Below are 18,292 nucleotides of genomic sequence, written 5' to 3' on the forward strand. Positions count from 1 at the left end.
GGCGCCTCAGAACAGCAGGTATCGCTGGGTGAGCGGCAGGCTCTTCGGCGGTTTCGGCTGATCGAGGTACCAGAAACCGTTCCGACTCCTGTGCTTGGTGAGGCTGTGCCCCGCCGACGGGTCGACTCCCGGGATCTTCACCGCGACCTTGAACGTGGTCGGATCGATGTCGATGTCGAATCGCTCGCCGTTGAAGATCATGTCCGCCTTCCCGACGTCCTTGACGGGCTTGGCGGCCTTCAGTTCACGCCGCAGGCCGAGGGTCTCCTTCAACGAGTCCTTGAACACGCCCCTGCCGCTCACCGCGCTGTACGGGTCGGTGCCGGAGGGCGGGTCGAGCGCCTTCCCGGAGACGAACGAGCAGGACAGCCGGCAGGCGATCGCGTAGGCCATCGCGGGTCGCAGGAAGGTCGGCTGCGGGGTCGAGACCGAACCGTTGGGGTCGCCCAGGTTGCCGATCACCATGGCACCGGCCTTGATGACCATCTCGGGCCGCACGGCGAAGAACCGCGGGTCCCACAGCACGAGGTCCGCGAGTTTGCCTTCCCGCACGGAACCGACGTAGTCGTCGATGCCGTGGGCGACGGCGGGGTTGATGGTGTATTTGGCCACGTAGCGCAGCGCACGGGCGTTGTCGCCCGGCCCCTGCCCGGCGCCGTGGAAGAAGTTCGCGTCCTTGAAGGTCTGGTGGCTCCACTCCTTCATGACGTGGGCGACCTGCCAGGTGCGGGTCACGACCTCGCCGATGCGGCCCATGGCCTGGGCGTCGGAGGAGGTGATGGACATCGCGCCCATGTCGTGCAGCACGTCCTCGGCGAACATGGTCGTGGAGCGGATGCGGGAGTCGGCGAACGCCTGGTCGTTCTCGTTCCTGAGATCGAGGTGGTGGGCGGAGGCCAGCATGTCGATGTGCTCGGCCACCGTGTTCACGGTGTACGGGAGCGTCGGGTTCGTCGAGGCGGGCAGGACGTTCTCCTCGGCGGCCACCTTCAGGATGTCGGGGGCGTGCCCACCGCCGGCGCCCTCGGCGTGGAAGACGTGGATCCCGCGCCCGCCGATGGCATCGAGGGTGGTCTCGACGAAGCCCGCCTCGTTGAGGGAGTCGGCGTGCAGGGTGACTTGCAGACCCCACTCCTCCCCGGCCCTCAGTGCGGCGTCCAGCGCTGCCGGAGTGGCTCCCCAGTCCTCGTGGATCTTGTAACCGCCGGCGCCCGCGAGTGCCTGCTCGTCAAGGCCCTCCTCGCTGACGGTGTTGCCCTTGCCCAGCAGCATCACGTTGATCGGCAGGTCGTCGAAGCTGCGGTGCAGGTTCACCAGGTGCTGCGGGCCGGGCGTCACGGTGGTCGCCCTGGATCCTTCGGAGGGCCCCACGCCGCCGCCGACCAGCGTGGTGGTCCCGGTGGACAGCGCCTCCATGACGGCCGAGGGGGAGATGTAGTGCACGTGGGTGTCGACGGCACCCGCGGTGAGGATCTTGCCCTCGCCGGAGATCACGTCCGTGGAAGGGCCGATCTCCAGGCCCGGGGTGACCCCGTCCATGACGTCGCTGTTGCCGGCCTTGCCGACCGCGACGACCTCGCCCCCCTTGATCCCGACGTCGGCGCGCACAATGGAATTGCCGTTCCCCCGCTCCAGTGCGGGGGCGACATCCAGAATGATCACGTTGGTGATCACGGTGTCGGGGGCGCCCTGCAGACTGGTGTCCGTCCCCTGCAGCATCGACTCGCGGATGGTCTTGCCGCCGCCGAAGACCGCCTCGTCACCGCCGAACGTCAGGTCTTCGGTGACCTCGATCCAGAGATTGGTGTCGCCCAGGCGGACCTGGTCGCCCACGGTCGGGCCGTAGGACTTCGCGTACTGCTCGCGGGTGATGTTCGCCATTGGATACCTCCAGCTGGGTGTACGAGGGCCCGGTCAGTCGAGAGCGACGTCGTCAGCCGGCTTGTCCTTGCGCAGGCCCGGAACACGCCGCCTCCCGCCGATCGGCACGACCTCGATCGCCTCGCTGGGCGCGTTCTCGGGGCTGAACCGCATGGAGTCGCCGGGAGCGATGTCCAGCCGGTGTCCCCAGGGGGCCTGCCCCGTCGTCTTCGACCGGTCGTGCGCCAGCTCGCGGGCCGCGCGGATCTGCGCGGAGCGCCCGAGTTGAGGGTCGGTCAGAACGGTCTCGGCGAGGGTGGCGGTGTCCGGGTCGGTGAAGAACAACAGGTCCTCGTTGACGTCGGCCAGATGGAAGTGCGAACCGATCTGGATGTCGCGGTCACCGACGTTGACCACGTAGACGGTGGTGCTGTCGCTCTGCGAGTTCAGCACGTGCACCGCGTGCGGGTCCCTGACCCACACTCCTCCCACCTCGTACCGGGAGAAGTCGTGGGGGCGGCTCGGGTCCAGGGCTGAGGGCGGTACGTGCCCCGGCTTCTGCCAGGGGTGGTCCGAGTAACAGGGGCACGTGCGCGGGCAGGGGACCGGTGTGGTCACCGGAGGCCTCGGGGCCAGCGGCTGGAAGTAGGGCATGGGATTCGACCTCAGCGAATGGTAGCGGGCAGCGGGACGGCCTTCGGCTCGCGGATCGGGTCGTAGAGGGTGACGAGCTTGCGCCCGTCGGGGAAGGTCGCCTCGACCTGGAGGATGTCGAGCATCTCGGGCACGCCCGCCATGACGTCGTCGGTCGTCAGGACGCTCTCGCCCCGGCCCTGGGTGTCGCCCTTCCGCTGTTCCAGGGGAACGTCGACATCGCTCATCATCTGGTCGACGCCGTAGGTGCCCGCCCGTGCCTCCTCGATGACCCAACAGCTGATGTACGCCACCGCCTCGGGGTAGTTCAGCTTGATGCCACGCTCCTTGCGATAACTGGCCAGCATCCCGGCCACGCTCAGCAGCAACTTCTCCTGCTCCGAGGGAATCAGGTGCATCCGTGTTCCTCCGTGGTGGTGAGGGTGCCCCGGCCCCGGGAGGGGCGACGGCACCATGTGTTCCCGGCCCACGCCCGACCGTCCGTCCGGACACGTCCACCGGGCCCGGCAGACACGTCATGTCGGCACATCCCCTGCGGACCGGCGGTGTCCCTTCGGCGGGCGGCCTGCGGTGCCGAACACCGCCGGGCCGGGCAGTCGCCAGTGGTCGAGCAGGTGCACCCGTGCAGGTGGACCGCGACCACGGGATTTCCCTGATCCGGGGACGAACATGAGTCGGCGGCGCGATGCGGCTCCGCCGGTTCGCCGGCCGAACCGCTCCGCGCCGCAGCCGATCATCGTGCCGAGGGCCGACAGGCTGCCGCATCACCACACGGTCACCCCCCCGAAAGGATGCCGACGCGAGTGTGTGACCGAAACGGTCGCCCGTCGCGAACGGGGAACGTGCCGACGCATGGCGGGTCGCTGAGCCGATCGTCGTACGGGACCCGGGGCTTCACCGACGGAGGCCACCGAAAACGCGGTGCCGGACAGCCGGCGCACCGGCGTGCGTCGCGGGTCGGGGAGCTTCCGGTGCCGCCGGCCGACGGGGACGGTGGCGTGGCACCGACGGCGTTCGGGGCGGGCGGGGTCCGGCGGGGTGACGCGGAGGCGGCGTGGGACGTGGGGCGCAGGACGTGGGGACGGGAGTGGGACCGGTGACGGTCCTCAGGCCGTGGCCGGGGCGCCGCGGTGGCCGCGGGTGAAGCGAATCGTCAGGGTGTCGCCGCCGCCGACGACGAAGCGCCCGCCCTCGCACCGGATGACGACCTCGCGCACCTCGCCCCGTTCGTCCCCGCGCTCCTCGGTACCGGTGACGGTCCAGCCTCCGTCGGGCGTCCGCGGCAGGCCGGACACGGCGGCGAACTCCCACTGCCCCGTGGGCACACACCAGTCGGGCAGCCGCGGCCAGGCACCGGGGCCGATCCGCACAGTCCAGTCGGATCCGCAGGTCAGCAGCACCGACTGGCCGTCGGCCAGCAGGAACTCGACGGCCTCCGGTTCCGCCAGGCGTCCCTCCGGCCGGTAGAGCACGCCGAGCACGCCGACGATCCGTGCCCCACGGAGCCAGTCGCCCCTGCCCTGTCGCGGGACACGCGGCGTTCTCTCGTCGTTGCCCGCCCCCATGTCCGTCCCCCTTTGTGCGCCTCCGTGCGCCGCCGCGCGCCTCCCGTCCAGGGTCGCACCCTTCGGACGGAAGCGTCGGGCGAGTCCACGGAGCGGGCCTCAACGGGGTTTCCGGACCTCAGCGAGGCTTGCGGGCATCGGCGGAGGCTTGCGGGCCTCAACGGGGTTTCCGGGCCTCGATCAGGAACCGGGTGGTGTGGGCGACGAACGGGCCCTCGGTCTCGATGCGGTGGTGCAGTTCGGCAAGGCGCGGGCGGTACTCCTGCACGGTGAAGCCGGGCACCATCCAGATCACCTTCCTCAGGAAGTAGACGACGGCCCCGATGTCGCGGAACTCGGTACGCAGTCTCTCCAGCCTCAGGTCGACGACGTCGAGGCCGGCCGCCTCGGCCTCGGCCCGCGCCCGCTCGGGGTCGCGCGCGCCGCGCACCTCGGGCGGCTGCGGGCCGAGGAAGTACTCGACGAGCTCGAAGACGCTGGCCGGGCCGACCTGTTGCGAGAAGTACGTGCCTCCGGGGGTCAGCACCCGGGCGATCTCCGCCCACCAGGTGGTCACCGGATGACGACTGACCACCAGGTCGAAGGCGTTGTCCCCGAACGGCAGCGGCGGCTCGTCCGGGTCGGCGACGACGGCCGCGCCGAGCGGGTGCAGCAGGGCGGTGGCGCGGGCGACGTTGGGCGGCCAGGACTCGGTGGCGACGGTGAGCGGGGGGAGCTTCGGCACGGAGGCGAGCACCTCGCCGCCGCCGGTCTGGATGTCGAGGGCCGCCCCGGCCCGGCCCATCCGGTCCGCCATGGCGCGGGCGTAGCCCCAGGAGGGGCGCTGTTCGGTCGCGCGGCCGTCGAGCCAGGAGAAGTCCCAGCCGTCGACGGACACGGCGGCGGCCTCCGCGACGAGCACGTCGAAGCGCGCGCGTTCCGCCGCTCGCGTTGCCGCCGCTCGCGCTTCCGCCTCCGCCCCGGCTGCGTCCGCGTCTGCGGCCCGGGCCGCGGTCGGCGAGGGTTCTGCTGGTGTTGCGGGCATACGGGAATGGTGTCATCCGGGTGGCGACGGACGCGACCTCGTTTCGACGGACGCCGCCTTGTCCCGACGGACACTGCCTCGTCCCGACGGACACTGCCTTGACTGGACGGACACCGCCTTGTCTTCGACGGATACGGTCTTGTCTTCGACGGATACGGTCTTCCGGTATCAGGCGGCGAGTCCGCCGAGCAGGAGGCCCAGCAGCGCACCCGTGATCATGAACGGGCCGAACGGGATGCCGGTCTTGCGTCCCGCCCGTCTCAGGACCATCAGCCCGAACCCGTACACCGCGCCGAGCAGGAAGCCCGCGAAACCGCCGGCGAAGAGGACGGTCCAGCCGTACCAGCCGAGCGCCACCCCCAGTGACAGGGCGAGCTTGACGTCTCCGAAGCCCATCCCGTTCGGGTTGATCAGGAAGAGCAGGAAGTAGAAGCCGCCCAGGGCCGCCCCGCCGAGCAGGCCGGACGTCCAGTCCCCTGTGTGCTCCGGGAGCAGCGCCGCGATGCCGAGCAGCGCGGTGACCGCCCCGGCGGCGGGCAGGGTCAGTCGGTCGGGCAGTCGGTGGACACGGCGGTCGACGGTCGCGAGGAGCACCCCGACGGGGACCAGCAGCAGCCACACAACGAGTTCGGGCCGGGGCCCGGTGGCAGCGGCGAGGACGGCGCAGGCAAGCGCGGTGACGAGGGGCATCAGGGCGCCGGGGGCGTAGCGTGCCTGGGACCGCGCGGCGTCCGGACCGGGGAGCGCGGGGCCGATCGGCTCGGCGCCGGGGCGCGGGGCGTCCTGTTCCTCCGCCGAACCCGGTTCGGCGGCGCCGCCCGGTCCGGCGGTGACTGCCGGTTCGGCGGTGACTGCCGGTTCGGTCGAGCGCGGTTCGGCGGTGGCGGCAGGTTCGGTCGAGCGCGGTTCGGCTTCGGCGCTCGGTTCGGTCGAGCGCGGTTCGGCGGTGACGGGCACCGGCATCGACATCGGTACCGGGGACCCGCAACCGGCGCACCGGGTGGAACCGAGCCAGCCACGGGCGACCCCGGTCAGGGCATGGCCCGCGGGGCAGGTGTCGCGCCAGGCTTCCTCGGGTTCGACGGAGAACCGGTAGGCGGCGCGCGGGAGGAGCAGCCCGGACGCTGCGCCCCAGAGCGCGGCGAGCACTGTCAGCATGGCGTACACAATGCCGACCCTAAGAGCTGTCCCGCACGCGGGACATGGGCCCTGGGACCCACCGTGCACCGTTCCGGACCCAGCGACCGTCACCGGACGCTACCGTCATGACCATGGCTCAATGGCGCAATGGCAAGGGCACGTTGACGGTCACCGACGCACAGGGAGGGCGGGAGCCGGAGATACCGCTGCGGATCGCGGCCTCGTACCGGGCCAGGAGCCGGGGACTGCTCAAGCAGGACGGAATCGACGGCGCGCTGCTGATCACGCCGTGCGGAAGCGTGCACACCTTCGGGATGCGGTTCACAATCGATGTGGCGTACCTGGACCGGAAGTTCCGCGTGATCGCGGTCCGCACGATGAAGCCGGGCCTGCTCGGGCTGCCCCGGCTGAGGGCCCGTCATGTGGTGGAGTCGGAGGCCGGGGCGATGGAGAAGTGGGGGCTGCGGCCGGGGGCGCGGGTGCGGATCGTCCAGGAGGAGACGGACCGGGGCCAAGGGGCCTCGTAAGTCCCTGGCGGGCGCGCGACGACAGCTACGGCACCTCGTGGCGCTTGTTTCCTCGCCCCCCGCGGTTTCCCCGTCTCCGCTGTTCCCGCGTCCCGCTGTTCCCCCGCCCCCGCCGTTTCCCCGTCCCCGCTGTTTCCCCGTCCCCCGCCGTTTCCCCGTCCCGGCTGTTCCCGCGTCCGCCGCGCGGCGCCGGTCGGAGGTGTGGCCTACGGTCGCAGCTTCGTGCGGAAGCGCGGGAGTGCCGGGGCGATCGACCAGAGCACCTCGGCCTCGTCCTCGCCGGGGTTGTCCCAGGCGTGCGCGGCGCGGGCCGAGAACGTCGTCGAGTCACCGGCCTCCAGGAACCTGGGCTCGCCGTCCACGGTCAGCCGCAGCGTGCCGCGCACCAGGTAGGCGAAGACGGTCTCGGCCTCCAGGCTGTACGCGCCGCCCGAGCCTCCGCCGGGGCTCAGGATCGTCCGCATGACCTGGACGTGCCGCTCCTCGGCGGGCGTGAGAAGAAACTCCTCGATGCCGTGCCCGCCCATCTCCAGCTTGGCGCCCCGGCCGCCCTTGACGACGTCCTGGTCCGGATAGTCGAAGAGCGTGGCGATGCCGGTGCCCAGCGCCTCGCAGATGCGGATCAGGGTCGGGACGGAGACCGAGGTCTTGCCGCGTTCGGCAAGGCTGACGAACCCCTTGGTGACACCGGCGGACTCGGCGATCTGCGCGAGCGTCAGCCCCTGTGCCAGGCGCAGTTCGCGCAGCCGCGGGCCGATCGTGGACATGTGGCTGTCAGGGGCTTCGGACATGGCGGACACGCTACCTGTCGCAGGCGTCACCGTCGGTGGCCGGGGAGAACTGCAGGTCGAAAGGGTCTTTACGGGGCGAGTTTAGTGCTGTAAAACTCTGACGAAAGTTTAATGGCACTAAACACGGCGTCCTGGTGGCCCTCCCCCGTGCCGCCCTTTCCTTCCCTCCCCCGCTCGTCCCGCACCACCCGAGGAGTAAGCCGATGAGCTCCCCGTCCTCCCAAGAGAGCACCGCGCGCACCATTCGCGGCGTCGTCTTCCGCTCCCCGGGGCAGGAGGTGACCGTCACCGACGTCACCCTGGCCCCGCCCGGCCCCGGAGAGGTCGAGGTCGCCGTCACCGCGGCCGGCGTCTGCCACTCCGACCTGCACGTCATCCGCGGCGAGTGGGACCACCCCGTCCCGGTCGTGCTGGGTCACGAGGGCTCGGGTGTGGTCACCTCGGTCGGCGAGGGCGTCACCGGTCTCGCACCGGGCGACCACGTCGTGCTCTCCTGGGTCCCGTCCTGCGGCACCTGCCGCTTCTGCCTCTCCGGGCGTCCGGCCGCGTGCAGCCTGGTCGCCGAGGTCGTCGCGCCCGGCGGCGTACTGTACGACGGCACCTCCCGCCTCTCGGTGGACGGCGAACCGGCCCACCACTACCTCGGCGTCTCCTCGTTCGCCGAGCGGGTCGTCGTCCCCGCCTCCGGCGCGATCAAGGTGCGCGAGGACGCTCCCCTCGATGTGATCGCCCTGGTCGGCTGCGCCATCGCCACCGGTGTCGGCGCGGTCCGCAACACCGCCGGCGTCGAGGAGGGCGCCACCGTCGCCGTCATCGGCTGCGGCGGTGTGGGGCTGTCCTGCGTCCAGGGCGCCCGGCTGGCGAAGGCCGGCCGCATCGTCGCCGTCGACGTCGTCCCGGAGAAGCTGGAGCTGGCCCGTCGGCTCGGCGCCACGGACGCGGTCGACGCCCGCGACGGCGATGTCGTCGAGGCGCTGCGGGCCCTGGTCCCGGAGGGCCTGGACTACGTGTTCGACGCCATCGGGAAGATCGAGACCACCGAGCAGTCCATCGCGGCGCTCGGCCAGGGCGGCGCCGCCGTCATCGTCGGCCTGCCGCCGACCGGGCGCACCGCGCGCTTCGACCCGCTCGCGCTCGCCGAGGCCGACCAGCGCATCCTCGGTTCCAACTACGGATCGGTCGACGCCGCCCGCGACATCCCGGCCCTGGTGGACCTCGTGGTGTCGGGTGAGCTCGATGTGGAATCGATGATCTCGGCACGCCGCCCGCTGGACGAGGCGGGCGCCGCCCTGGCCGACCTCGCCGCCGGTCACGCCCTGCGCCAGCTGCTGATGATGGAGGACCGGACATGAGCACCGCCGGGAAGCAGGCAGCGCCGCAGCAGTCGGCCGACGGACTGGCCCACCGCTCCGTCTCCACGTTCGAGGTCGGCGCGCAGAGCGTCGCGAACGTCGCGCCCAGCGCCGTCATCGCCTTCGCCCCCGCCAGCATGGCGGCGTCCGCGGGCAACGGCGCCTGGTTCTCGTTCTTCCTGGCCATGGCCGCCGTCCTCGCCATCGCGTACTGCATCTGCGTGTTCGCCCGGCGGCGGGCCGGGGTCGGTTCGCTGTACGCGTTCTCCCGGCTCTCGCTCGGGGCTCCCGGCTCCTTCGTGACCGGTTGGGCGCTGCTGATCGGGGCGGTGTGCATCGGTTCCGGTTCGCTCGCGGGCGCCGGGTACTACACGGCGCGCGCCCTCGACCAGATCGGCATCGGCGTCTTCACGGGGATCACCGGCCAGATCCTGCTCGACGTGCTGCTTGCCGCCGTCGCGATGCGGCTGACGATCGCCAGCGTGCGGACGGCGGCGCGGGTCGCCTCGGTGCTGGAGGTCGTGTCGATCGTCCTGATCGTGGTCGTGCTGCTCCCCGCGTTCTTCAAGAGCGGGAACATCATCGACACCGACCAGCTGAGCCTGAGCGGTTCCACCCTCGACGGCATCGTCTTCGCCGTGGTGCTGGGCGTGCTCGGTTTCGTCGGCTTCGAGGGCGCCGCCTCGCTCGGCGCCGAGGCCACCGACCCGTACAAGGCGATTCCCCGCTCGGTGATGGGCAGCGCGATCCTGGCCGGCGTGCTCTACATGTTCGCCACGTACGCGCAGGTCGCCGGGTTCGGCGGGGCGGACGCCCTCGGGAAGAGCTCCGACCCGATGGACGAACTGGCGGAGATGTCCGGGCTCGGCTTCCTGAAGTTCTTCCTGCACGCGGGCTTCGCCGCGTCGTTCGTGGCCGTGGTGATGGCCTGCATCACCGTCGCCGCCCGGCTGCTGTTCGGCATGGCGAAGGAGGGTGTGATGCCGGCCCGGCTCGGTGTCGCCCACCCCCGCCACCGCACCCCGTCCGCCGCGATCTGGACCATCACCCCGTTCGTCGTCGTCCCCGCGGTGCTCGTGGTCGGCGCCGGTACCGCGCCGCTGAACGCGACGTCGTACATCGACACCATCGGCGTCTTCGGCTACATGCTCAGCTACACCCTGGTGTGTCTGGCCGCGCCGCTGTTCGTACGCCGGATCGGGGCCCGCGGCCTGCTCCTCACCTGGGGCCTCGGCCTGATCGGTGCCGCCGCGATGATCTACGTCTTCTACCGCAACCTGTGGCCCGTCCCGGAGTGGCCGCTGAACGTGCTGCCGTACGTGTTCGTCGGCGCGCTGGTCGTCGGCGTCGTCGGCTTCGCCGTCCTGCGGGTGCGCAGACCGGAGGTCGCCGAGCGCGCGGGAACGTTCGCCGACGACCTGGACTGACACCTCCGGCACCTCCGGCACGTCCGGCAGTCCCCTCCCGACCCCGATGCCCCGCGTCCCCGCACCCCCGGCGGGCGGCGCGGGGCATCGGCCGTTGGGCCCGACATTGGGGCCAAGGGCCCAGGTCACCCGGCCCGTGCGTCCGTACGCTCACGTCCACACCCGTCTGCGCAACTGCGGTTACGGGCACAGCATGTGGACGTCGGAGAGGAAGTACCGTGACGAGCGGCGGGGGCTGGCACAGCGGAAGCACGGGCCACATACCACCGGGGAGCGGAGGTGGTTCCCCCGGCGCGGGCGGTGGCGTCTTCTTCGCGCTGACGCGCAGCTGGGCCGCCGGTGCCCTTGTGTACATCGCCTCCGGGTATCTGGTGTCGCGCGGGCTCGTCGAGCTCCTCGCCACCGAGGACCGGCTCGCGTCGTTCGGCTGGCGCCTCGGCCTGCTGCACGTTCCCAACGTCATCACGACGGTGCTCACGGTCCTGGCCTCGGTCCGGGTCCTGCCGTACGAACGCCGCGAGTCGCGGCTGCTGACCCTGCTCGCCGGACTGGGCATCCCGGTGGCGGCGGTCGTCTACGGGCTGGCCGTCGCCTGGCATCTCGTGGGCGTCGAGGGCACCTTGATGCCGATCGTCACACTGGCGACCGGCGCCGCCGCGGGGCTGGCCGTCCACCGCCTGCTGGAGGACCGTGAGGACGAGCAGTCGCCCACGACGTACTCGTACACCTGGCGGGACCGCGGAGCCACCGCGATGGAATACCTCGGGGTGGTCGTCCTCGTCGTCACGCTGATCGGCGCGATGTCCATGGCGGGCGTCGGAGGTCAGATCGGTGAGCGCATCCGCTGCGTGATCAGCTCGATGGGCGGCGGCGGTGGCAACTGTTCCACGGGCGGTGGGAACACCGACACCACCGCGAAGCCGAAGACCGACGCCGACTACGAGCCGAAGATGTGCCAGGTCTCCAGCATCTCGGACACCGTCGGCGGCAAGGTCAAGATCGGCTGGTTCGAGTGGGGCAACGAGTACGGCTTCCAGCAGAAGGTCAGCCAGGCCAACACCGATGTGAACGGCGACGGCAAGATCGACGGGAACGACAAGCTGGTCTACATGACGTTCACGGACGCCGCCTCGGCCGGCGCCACCGCCAGCACCCCCGGCGTCAAGCTCGGCAAGCTCGGCAAGGCGGACGTCGACGTCGGCGGCGGCATCAAGATCACCAACGGTGACACCTGGGTCTTCAAGAGCGAGGAGGAGGCTCAGAAGATGCGGGACGACATCGAGGAAATGAAGATGTGGGAGACCTCCACCAAGTACAGCGGTGGCTACGGCGGCGGCTGGTACTCCGGCATGAAGTGGGCCGACAAGAAGAAGGACGTCGAGAGCAAGATCGGCGACAAGAAGATCTCCTACTCGACGATCGGCCTCAACGGGTACGCGGACGGCGGCCTCTCCATCAGCGCGGGCGACGAGACGAAGCTCGGCGCCAAGCTCGGCGGCAAGGCCAAGTTCTCCCCCGAGGTGACCATCACCAAGGACGACGTCAACGGCAACGAGTCGTACACGTACACCTCCAAGCTCGAACTGGAGGGCAAGGTCAGCGGCTCGGCAGGCCCGCTGGGCGGCCAGGCGTCCGCGAAGGACAACCGGACCGGGGCACTCACCGTCACCCGCGACCAGAAGACCGGCAAGATCGTCCGCATCGACATGACCCAGACCCACGAGGGCGGCTCGACCGCCAACAAGGGCGACATCAGCGGCGACAACGGCAAGAAGGGCGACGACAAGCGCGGCGGCAAGATCAGCGGCGGCGACTCCTCCGGCGAGAGCGGCATCCAGGTCACGACGAACTCGATCGTCTTCGGCAAGGACACCGATCAGGCCACCGAGGACAAGCGGGCCATCGCCGAGCAGTGGCTGAGCGGATCCGGCGACAACACCGCCCCGTTCGAGTACATGTTCGGTGACCACTCGCTGGAGCAGAAGCCCTCCGGCAGCGACCCGTTCGAGCAGCTCATGTTCGAGGACGGACTGTCGAGCTCCATGAAGTACCTCGGTGAGACGGATGCCCAGGAGTTCGGCTTCGAGGTGTCGCTCGGCATGAGCCTCGGGTTCTCGATCTCGGACGAACACAAGAAGGAGACCCTGACGGACGCGGAATTCCTCGGGGCCCCGAACGGCGACAAGCGCTCCTACCTCCCGTACAGCTACTGCGCGAAGTAGCGCGGACAGGGGTGGGGACGGGGACGGGGTAGCCAAAGGTGCGGCCGTGCCTGTAGCTGTAGCAGTGGCTACGGCACGGGTACGGCCGCACGGCGACAGTGGCCATGAACAGGCTCACGGCTCACGGCTCACGGCTCACGGCTCACGGCAAGCAGAGCACGGGCAGCAAAGCACGGGCAGCAAAGCACGGCAAAGAAGCGATAGGCAGCGATAGGCGATGACGACGACGATGAAGATGTCCCGGGCATTCGGCGCGGTTGCCGCCGCCGCCATCGGTCTCACCCTGCTCACCGGCTGTGGCGAGGACGCCGCCTCGGTCCCCGAGGGCTGGAGCACACTCGACACCAAGAGCCTCTCCGTCGGATACCCCGAGAAGAAGGGGTACAAGGAGCAGCCGGCCGCCGACCGTGCGAAGGCGAACGCCGCGGTGGCCCTCAAGGAGGAGGGCGGCGTGCGCACCGGCATGGTCTCGGTGCAGCTCGACTTCGCCACGGGCGTGGACGACGCCGAGGAGGCGGCGGCCGCGGCCGGTGCCGGCATCGGACTCGGCACGGTCCGCAAGGAGACCTCCGACGTGCGGCTCGCGGGCGCGGAGGATGCCCGGGACGCCCGCAGGATCGACTACGAGTTCACGTCCAGCGGCAAGGACTCCACCCCGGCGCAGGGCACCGAGATGACGGGCGTCGTGGTCGCCGGCGTCGATTCGAAGCACGTCCCGTTCGCCGTCCGGATCAACGCGGTGAAGGGTTCGCTGAGCCGACAGGACCTCGACGCGTTCGTCGAGTCGATCACGGTCAAGTAGCGGTCGAGTACGGGGCACGAAAGGCTCTCCTTCATGCAGGTTCTCCCCGGGGGCACGGCCACGTTCCTGCTTCTGTTCGGCCTCCTGCTCGGCGCGTTCGCCGTCCGGTCCGCACTGCGGCTGAACGGCGTGCTGCGCCTGATCCGGCACGGCGAGCACGCCGAGGGCCGGTGCGCGGACCGCCGCACGGTCGACCGGGGGCCGGGCGCGGAGCGGAGTTACGTCACCGAGTACGTCTTCGCGTTCCGCACCCGCGACGGCCGGGAGGTCGAGTTCACCGACCACGCTCCCGGGCCGTTCGGCTTCGCGGTCGGAACGCCGGTCCGGGTCAGCTACGACCCGTCGGACCCGGCGAAGCACGCCACGGTGGCCGGGCCGGGGGCGTGGGGGCCGGTGGTGATGCCCGCGGTGTTCGCCGTCGTGCTCGGGGTGTTCGCGGCGGGGCTGCTGCTGGGGTTCGCGGGGATGCGCGGATGGATCTGAGGACGCGCCGGAGACGATGCGCGGGGCCTGAGGGCGCGTTCGCGAAGGACGCGCGGGTGGGCCTGCGGGGCGTACCCGCGAACATGGGCCCCGGGACACCGCGACGGAGCACGGGGCCACGGCCCGGGCCGGGAACGCCGACGGCCCCTACCGGCCCGCCTTGTCGGTCGGTCCCGTCGATCCCATCGATCCCATCGATCCGATTCGGCCAGTCCCGTCGGTCAGATTCGGTCGGTTCCGTCGGTCCCGTCGGTCCGGTCCTGTCCGTCGCGCCCGGGCCCGTCGCCCCCGAGCTCGCCTCTCTTTTTCCCCCGGAGAGACCGGACCGCTCGGCTAACGGCTCGGCACCTCGCTCCCGAACAGCATCCACGGCGACTGGTCGAACGACGCCACGCCGGACAACTGCGGTTGCATCGCCGCTATTTCGTGCCGCACCGCAAGCGTGTCCGGCCAACTGTCGAAGAAAGTCGTCCCGTTGACGACGACTCCGCTCCAGTCGGTCGCCGCGGAGGCACCCTCGCGGTCGACGACGAACCCGATACAGAGAACTGAGGCCCGCCCGATCGCCTCCCGGATGGCCCGCGCCGCCACCTCCTGTTCGTCCTGAACCAGTTGCCCGAACGAGAATTCGAGGGCGACGACGCCGTCGCCCATCCGTCTGATGCGCGCCGGAACGTCGGTACCACCGTCCGTCCAGAGCAGGAAGTCGACGCTGTCGATCCGTTGCAGCCCGGCCAGGAGCACCATCTGCTCCCTGGTCACCCAGGACAGGGTGCCCCACGGGTCGGGCCCCGGTCCGAGCAGGGTCACCCGTCTGGTGACCGGATGGCCGAGCCGCAGTCCCGCCGCGTCGAGATCACCGAAGAGCGATTCGGCGTCCGGGCGGCTCCAGCCGAGGTGGTACGAGTAGAAGAAGCCATCACTCATCGACACATCACCCCATGAAACAGAATCAGGTGGAGCGTGCAGGTCATGGTGCGCGTGGGCGCGTCGGACGGACGCCCATGACGGGCGCCGGGCCGGATGTGCTCACGATGGGTCACGTCCGAGCGTAATCAGCCAGGCCCGACCGGGCGTGGGCCCACGGACCCAGCGGCGGACCCCATTGGAACAACCCGATGGACAGACGACTCCCGATCACCCATCGTGTACGCCGATGACACGCACCGATTCGCCTCCCGCATGGGACGAGCGCACCCAACTGGCCACCTTCCTCGACTACGTACGCGACACCGCCCGCGCGAAGTGCGAGGGCGTCTCGCCGCAGGACGCCCGCCGGGCCCCGCTCCCCGGCTCCCCGTTGATGACGATCGCCGGGCTGATCAACCACCTCAGCTGGGTCGAGTACTCCTGGTTCGAGGTGGTGTTCCTCGGCGGCGAGGACGAGGGCCCCTGGACGGACGAGGACCCCGACCGCGAGATGAGCATGGCCGTGGACATGCCGCTCGCCGACGTACTGGCGCTGTACGAGTCCCGGACCACCCGCTACCGCGAACTCGTCGCCTCCCACGACCTGGACACCCCCGCCAAGGGCGCGTGGAGGGACGGCAGGCACCCCGATCTGCGCTGGATCGTCCTGCACCTGATCGAGGAGACCGCCCGGCACAACGGCCACCTCGACGTGATCCGGGAGATCGTCGACGGCACCACCGGGACCTGAGAACCGGTTCGGGGCGGGGCGGGACGCGACGGCATCCGCGGGCGCACCGGACACCGTCGCGCCCTGCCCCGCCCCGCCCCGGTCCCGTACTCGTCCTCCCGTACCCGTCCCGCCCCGAACACGCCGCACCCCGTACACCGAACACGCCCCGCCCCATACACGTTCCGCTATCCGATCGTCGCCGCCCGGGGCACGATGTGCTCGGCGATCTGCTGGGTGAAACTGACCGGGTGGCGGTCCGGCAGCACCTGGATCTCGCCGACGCCCAGGCGCGCGTACGTCTCCGCGTCGGCAAGGAACCTGTTCGGGCTGTCCAGCACCGGGCCGTTGTACATCACGGTCTTCTCGATGGCGTCGTAGTCACGGCCCTCCATCTCGCAGTGCGCGCGCAGCACATCGAGTTTGTGGGTGACCTCCTCCCGCCCGGTGGCGAACAGATTGCAGGCGTCCGCGTACCGGGCGACAAGGCGGAGGGTCTTCCGCTCGCCCCCGCCACCGATCATGATCGACGGGCGTTCGCCGATCGGTTCGGGCACGCAGAGCGTCTCGGCGAGTTGGTAGTGGCGGCCCCGGAACGGCCCGTTGTCGTCGCTCCACATCTGCAGGCAGATGAAGAGCGTCTCCTCCAGCCGCTCGAACCGCTCGGCGACCGGTACCACCGGCACGCCGAGCCCGTACTGTTCGCGTTCGTACCAGGAGGCGCCGATACCGAGCCGGGCCCGGCCGCCCGACAGCACGTCGAGCGTGGTGACGATCTTCGCCAGCAGCCCGGGATGCCGGTACATCACGCCCGTGACCATGAGCCCGAGCGTCATGCGCTCGGTCACGGCCGCCACGTAGCCGAGCGTGGTGTACCCCTCCAGCATCGGTTCGTCGGCCGTGCTGCGCGGTGTCTCCATCTGGAAGTAGTGGTCCATGACCGTGAACGACGCGACCCCGGACCGGTCGGCGATCCGCGCGGACTCCGCGAGCGTGGGCGCGATCAGCGCCGGGTCGGCGGGCTGCGAGTAGTTCCAGTAGTGCAGACCGATCTTCACGTCCACCCTCCGGTCGTCCGGAACGCCTTCGGCAACCGCCGGTACCCTCGTGCGGCCGTCCGTCACGTTACGCAGGGCCGTGCGGGCGGGCACGGCGGGTACGTCCGACCGGGTCCCGCACCGCCCAGGAGGCGGAGGGTCCCCGTCGTCAGAACGGGGCCTCGGCCACCCCGTCCGCCTCCGGCCGGGGCGGCGTGGTCAGCACGGTGGAAGCGGCATCCGAACCGGCCTCCGACGTGGCAGTCGAACCAGAATCCGGACCGGAATCCGGACCGGAATCCTAACCGGCCTCCGGCGCAGCGGCCGACGTGGTCGCCGTCTCGACCGGAGCGGCGGCCCGCACGGCCGACACGGCCGGCACTGGCATCGCGGACGACACGGCCGACACGGCCGGCATTGGCATCGCGGCCGACGCGGCCAGATGGTCGTCGAGGAGATCGATCTGCCGTTGCGGCGGGAACGCCTCCGGGTCGAGCAGCGCCTGAACCACCAGGCCGAGCACGAAGGCCTGGGCACCGGCCGCGACGCGCGCGGGGTCTCCGGCGGGCAGTTCACCGAGCCTCTGGGCGGCCGCGACCAGATCGCTCAGCTTGTCGCGGCTCCGCGCGTACTTGCGGGCGTAGTCCTCGCACAGCGCCGGGTCGGCGAGCGCGGTGTCCCAGGACGACACCCAGATCCGGTTGCCGTCGGTGGCCTCGTCGGTCAGCGGCAGGACGTCCAGCAGCGCGGCCCTGAGCGCGGCCAGCCCCTCCCCCGCCACCCGTCGGGGACGGGCCGCGGATCGCCGGTCGAGCAGTTCGAGGGCATGGGCGACAAGGTCGCGCTTGGCGGGGAAGTAGTGGGTCAGCAGGCCGGTGGTGGCACCGAGCTCGGCGGCGACGGCACGCATGGTCAGCCCGCCGAAGCCGCGCACGGCCAGCACCCGCCAGACCGCCTCGGAGACGTCGCGCCGACGGGCTTCGTGATCTCCCTTGGTACGTGCCATGCTGCCACCGTAGTATCCATAACACTTGTTGTGTGAATGTGAGGTCACCGTGCTCTCCCTCCCCCTCCGGGACACCGCCTGTCTGCGCCCGCTCGAAATCTGGCACGCTGAGGAGTTCGCCGCCCACATGGACCGGGCCCGCGAGCACATCCGCCCCTGGGTCGGGCCCGGCTTCGTCACCGACGACGTGGACGGCGCGCGGGGCACGCTGCGCCGGTATGCCGAACGCCAGGCCGCGGACGGCGCCCGCCTGTACGGCATCTGGCTCGACGGCACGCTGGTCGGCGGCGTGATGTTCGTCGACTTCGACACCGGTTTCGGTTCGTGCGAGATCGGCTGCTGGCTGGAGCCGTCGGCCGAGGGGCGCGGCCTGATCACCGAGGCATGCGGGGCGCTGGTGGAATGGGCGTTCACCGTCCGCGGACTGCACCGCGCCGAATGGCACTGCCGGGCCGACAACAGGCGCAGCTCCGCGGTGGCCGAGCGACTCGGCATGACGCTCGAAGGTGTCCGCCGCGAGTACTGGCCCTACAGGGGCACCCGTTACGACAAGCAGGTCTGGGCGGTCCTGGCCCCGGAGTGGCACGCCCGCCGCCCATGACGGACGGCATTCCGGCCAGGAGGACGCGGCGCCGTCCCCGCTGGGACAGCGAGGGCCCGGTCCCGCGAGGGCGGGTTCTATTGATCCCCGCAACACCCTGTTGTTCAGGGAGTTGCGGGGATCGTGGATTTTGGAGACCTGAAGGCGAGGTTCTTCGAGGCG

At 70.7% G+C, this 18,292-nt stretch carries 19 protein-coding genes; 9 read left to right on the top strand and 10 right to left on the bottom strand.

Going from position 1 to position 18,292, the window contains the following annotated elements; genetic code table 11:
* Window positions 1–6: 6 nt before the first annotated feature.
* The 6 genes from ureC to ACF1CT_RS36410 all read right to left on the bottom strand — a co-directional run bounded on the left by ureC (window position 7) and on the right by ACF1CT_RS36410 (window position 5,793).
* Window positions 7–1,881: an urease subunit alpha gene (gene ureC / locus ACF1CT_RS36385; RefSeq protein WP_391788316.1), complete on the bottom strand. Its 1,875-nt coding sequence runs from the start codon at window positions 1,879–1,881 to the stop codon at window positions 7–9.
* Window positions 1,882–1,914: 33 nt separating this feature from the next.
* The gene (locus ACF1CT_RS36390) at window positions 1,915–2,514 is read right to left on the bottom strand and encodes an urease subunit beta (protein ID WP_391788317.1); all 600 of its coding nucleotides are present in this window, start codon (window positions 2,512–2,514) and stop codon (window positions 1,915–1,917) included.
* An 11-nt stretch (window positions 2,515–2,525) separates the two neighbouring features.
* Window positions 2,526–2,912: an urease subunit gamma gene (gene ureA / locus ACF1CT_RS36395; protein WP_391788318.1), complete on the bottom strand. Its 387-nt coding sequence runs from the start codon at window positions 2,910–2,912 to the stop codon at window positions 2,526–2,528.
* A 708-nt stretch (window positions 2,913–3,620) separates the two neighbouring features.
* Window positions 3,621–4,079: a hypothetical protein gene (locus tag ACF1CT_RS36400; protein WP_391788319.1), complete on the bottom strand. Its 459-nt coding sequence runs from the start codon at window positions 4,077–4,079 to the stop codon at window positions 3,621–3,623.
* Window positions 4,080–4,236: 157 nt separating this feature from the next.
* Window positions 4,237–5,103: a class I SAM-dependent methyltransferase gene (locus ACF1CT_RS36405; protein WP_391788320.1), complete on the bottom strand. Its 867-nt coding sequence runs from the start codon at window positions 5,101–5,103 to the stop codon at window positions 4,237–4,239.
* Between the two features lie 168 nt (window positions 5,104–5,271).
* The gene (locus ACF1CT_RS36410; protein WP_391788332.1) at window positions 5,272–5,793 is read right to left on the bottom strand and encodes a prepilin peptidase; all 522 of its coding nucleotides are present in this window, start codon (window positions 5,791–5,793) and stop codon (window positions 5,272–5,274) included.
* A 93-nt stretch (window positions 5,794–5,886) separates the two neighbouring features.
* Here ACF1CT_RS36410 and ACF1CT_RS36415 point away from each other — a divergent pair, with 93 nt between their 5' ends.
* Window positions 5,887–6,372: a pentapeptide repeat-containing protein gene (locus ACF1CT_RS36415; RefSeq protein WP_391788333.1), complete on the top strand. Its 486-nt coding sequence runs from the start codon at window positions 5,887–5,889 to the stop codon at window positions 6,370–6,372.
* Window positions 6,369–6,770, top strand: coding sequence for a DUF192 domain-containing protein (locus ACF1CT_RS36420; protein ID WP_391788321.1), 402 nt, complete (start codon window positions 6,369–6,371; stop codon window positions 6,768–6,770). Before ACF1CT_RS36415 ends, ACF1CT_RS36420 begins: the two co-directional genes overlap by 4 nt.
* A gap of 206 nt (window positions 6,771–6,976) precedes the next feature.
* Here the strand turns inward: ACF1CT_RS36420 and ACF1CT_RS36425 are convergent, their stop codons facing one another.
* The gene (locus tag ACF1CT_RS36425) at window positions 6,977–7,561 is read right to left on the bottom strand and encodes a helix-turn-helix domain-containing protein (protein WP_391788322.1); all 585 of its coding nucleotides are present in this window, start codon (window positions 7,559–7,561) and stop codon (window positions 6,977–6,979) included.
* A 203-nt stretch (window positions 7,562–7,764) separates the two neighbouring features.
* Here ACF1CT_RS36425 and ACF1CT_RS36430 point away from each other — a divergent pair, with 203 nt between their 5' ends.
* From ACF1CT_RS36430 to ACF1CT_RS36450, 5 genes are all read left to right on the top strand, one after another.
* On the top strand, window positions 7,765–8,913 hold the full coding sequence (locus ACF1CT_RS36430) for a Zn-dependent alcohol dehydrogenase (RefSeq protein WP_391788323.1): 1,149 nt from the start codon (window positions 7,765–7,767) through the stop codon (window positions 8,911–8,913).
* The gene (locus tag ACF1CT_RS36435) at window positions 8,910–10,340 is read left to right on the top strand and encodes an APC family permease (protein WP_391788324.1); all 1,431 of its coding nucleotides are present in this window, start codon (window positions 8,910–8,912) and stop codon (window positions 10,338–10,340) included. The genes ACF1CT_RS36430 and ACF1CT_RS36435 overlap by 4 nt, the downstream gene beginning before the upstream one ends.
* Window positions 10,341–10,558: 218 nt before the next feature.
* On the top strand, window positions 10,559–12,562 hold the full coding sequence (locus tag ACF1CT_RS36440) for a hypothetical protein (protein ID WP_391788325.1): 2,004 nt from the start codon (window positions 10,559–10,561) through the stop codon (window positions 12,560–12,562).
* 235 nt (window positions 12,563–12,797) lie between these two features.
* Window positions 12,798–13,364, top strand: coding sequence for a hypothetical protein (locus ACF1CT_RS36445; protein WP_391788334.1), 567 nt, complete (start codon window positions 12,798–12,800; stop codon window positions 13,362–13,364).
* Window positions 13,365–13,397: 33 nt separating this feature from the next.
* Window positions 13,398–13,847 carry a DUF3592 domain-containing protein gene (locus tag ACF1CT_RS36450; RefSeq protein ID WP_391788326.1) on the top strand — a complete coding sequence of 150 codons (450 nt, stop codon included), beginning with the start codon at window positions 13,398–13,400 and terminating at the stop codon, window positions 13,845–13,847.
* A gap of 333 nt (window positions 13,848–14,180) precedes the next feature.
* On the opposite strand, the gene ACF1CT_RS36455 is transcribed toward ACF1CT_RS36450, so the two are convergent.
* Window positions 14,181–14,774: a hypothetical protein gene (locus tag ACF1CT_RS36455; protein WP_391788327.1), complete on the bottom strand. Its 594-nt coding sequence runs from the start codon at window positions 14,772–14,774 to the stop codon at window positions 14,181–14,183.
* Between the two features lie 229 nt (window positions 14,775–15,003).
* Here ACF1CT_RS36455 and ACF1CT_RS36460 point away from each other — a divergent pair, with 229 nt between their 5' ends.
* On the top strand, window positions 15,004–15,507 hold the full coding sequence (locus ACF1CT_RS36460; protein WP_391788328.1) for a DinB family protein: 504 nt from the start codon (window positions 15,004–15,006) through the stop codon (window positions 15,505–15,507).
* Window positions 15,508–15,674: 167 nt separating this feature from the next.
* On the opposite strand, the gene ACF1CT_RS36465 is transcribed toward ACF1CT_RS36460, so the two are convergent.
* A complete protein-coding gene (locus ACF1CT_RS36465) occupies window positions 15,675–16,544 on the bottom strand; it encodes an LLM class F420-dependent oxidoreductase (RefSeq protein WP_391788335.1) in 870 nt (289 codons plus the stop codon).
* A 280-nt stretch (window positions 16,545–16,824) separates the two neighbouring features.
* A complete protein-coding gene (locus tag ACF1CT_RS36470) occupies window positions 16,825–17,529 on the bottom strand; it encodes a TetR/AcrR family transcriptional regulator (RefSeq protein WP_391788329.1) in 705 nt (234 codons plus the stop codon).
* A gap of 49 nt (window positions 17,530–17,578) precedes the next feature.
* Between ACF1CT_RS36470 and ACF1CT_RS36475 the strand changes: the two genes are divergently transcribed.
* The gene (locus ACF1CT_RS36475) at window positions 17,579–18,130 is read left to right on the top strand and encodes a GNAT family N-acetyltransferase (protein WP_391788330.1); all 552 of its coding nucleotides are present in this window, start codon (window positions 17,579–17,581) and stop codon (window positions 18,128–18,130) included.
* The last annotated feature ends 162 nt before the right edge of the window (window positions 18,131–18,292 follow it).

Source organism: Streptomyces sp. NPDC014734 (assembly GCF_043083325.1).
Lineage (GTDB): Bacteria > Actinomycetota > Actinomycetes > Streptomycetales > Streptomycetaceae > Streptomyces.

What these genes read in the sequence shown, in the direction of transcription:
- ureC (WP_391788316.1), bottom strand. Translation starts at nt 1,881, where the DNA reads ATGGCGAACATCACCCGCGAGCAGTACGCGAAGTCCTACGGCCCGACC.
- ACF1CT_RS36390 (WP_391788317.1), bottom strand. Translation starts at nt 2,514, where the DNA reads ATGCCCTACTTCCAGCCGCTGGCCCCGAGGCCTCCGGTGACCACACCG.
- ureA (WP_391788318.1), bottom strand. Translation starts at nt 2,912, where the DNA reads ATGCACCTGATTCCCTCGGAGCAGGAGAAGTTGCTGCTGAGCGTGGCC.
- ACF1CT_RS36400 (WP_391788319.1), bottom strand. Translation starts at nt 4,079, where the DNA reads ATGGGGGCGGGCAACGACGAGAGAACGCCGCGTGTCCCGCGACAGGGC.
- ACF1CT_RS36405 (WP_391788320.1), bottom strand. Translation starts at nt 5,103, where the DNA reads ATGCCCGCAACACCAGCAGAACCCTCGCCGACCGCGGCCCGGGCCGCA.
- ACF1CT_RS36410 (WP_391788332.1), bottom strand. Translation starts at nt 5,793, where the DNA reads ATGCCCCTCGTCACCGCGCTTGCCTGCGCCGTCCTCGCCGCTGCCACC.
- ACF1CT_RS36420 (WP_391788321.1), top strand. Translation starts at nt 6,369, where the DNA reads ATGACCATGGCTCAATGGCGCAATGGCAAGGGCACGTTGACGGTCACC.
- ACF1CT_RS36425 (WP_391788322.1), bottom strand. Translation starts at nt 7,561, where the DNA reads ATGTCCGAAGCCCCTGACAGCCACATGTCCACGATCGGCCCGCGGCTG.
- ACF1CT_RS36430 (WP_391788323.1), top strand. Translation starts at nt 7,765, where the DNA reads ATGAGCTCCCCGTCCTCCCAAGAGAGCACCGCGCGCACCATTCGCGGC.
- ACF1CT_RS36435 (WP_391788324.1), top strand. Translation starts at nt 8,910, where the DNA reads ATGAGCACCGCCGGGAAGCAGGCAGCGCCGCAGCAGTCGGCCGACGGA.
- ACF1CT_RS36445 (WP_391788334.1), top strand. Translation starts at nt 12,798, where the DNA reads ATGTCCCGGGCATTCGGCGCGGTTGCCGCCGCCGCCATCGGTCTCACC.
- ACF1CT_RS36450 (WP_391788326.1), top strand. Translation starts at nt 13,398, where the DNA reads ATGCAGGTTCTCCCCGGGGGCACGGCCACGTTCCTGCTTCTGTTCGGC.
- ACF1CT_RS36455 (WP_391788327.1), bottom strand. Translation starts at nt 14,774, where the DNA reads ATGAGTGATGGCTTCTTCTACTCGTACCACCTCGGCTGGAGCCGCCCG.
- ACF1CT_RS36460 (WP_391788328.1), top strand. Translation starts at nt 15,004, where the DNA reads ATGACACGCACCGATTCGCCTCCCGCATGGGACGAGCGCACCCAACTG.
- ACF1CT_RS36470 (WP_391788329.1), bottom strand. Translation starts at nt 17,529, where the DNA reads ATGGCACGTACCAAGGGAGATCACGAAGCCCGTCGGCGCGACGTCTCC.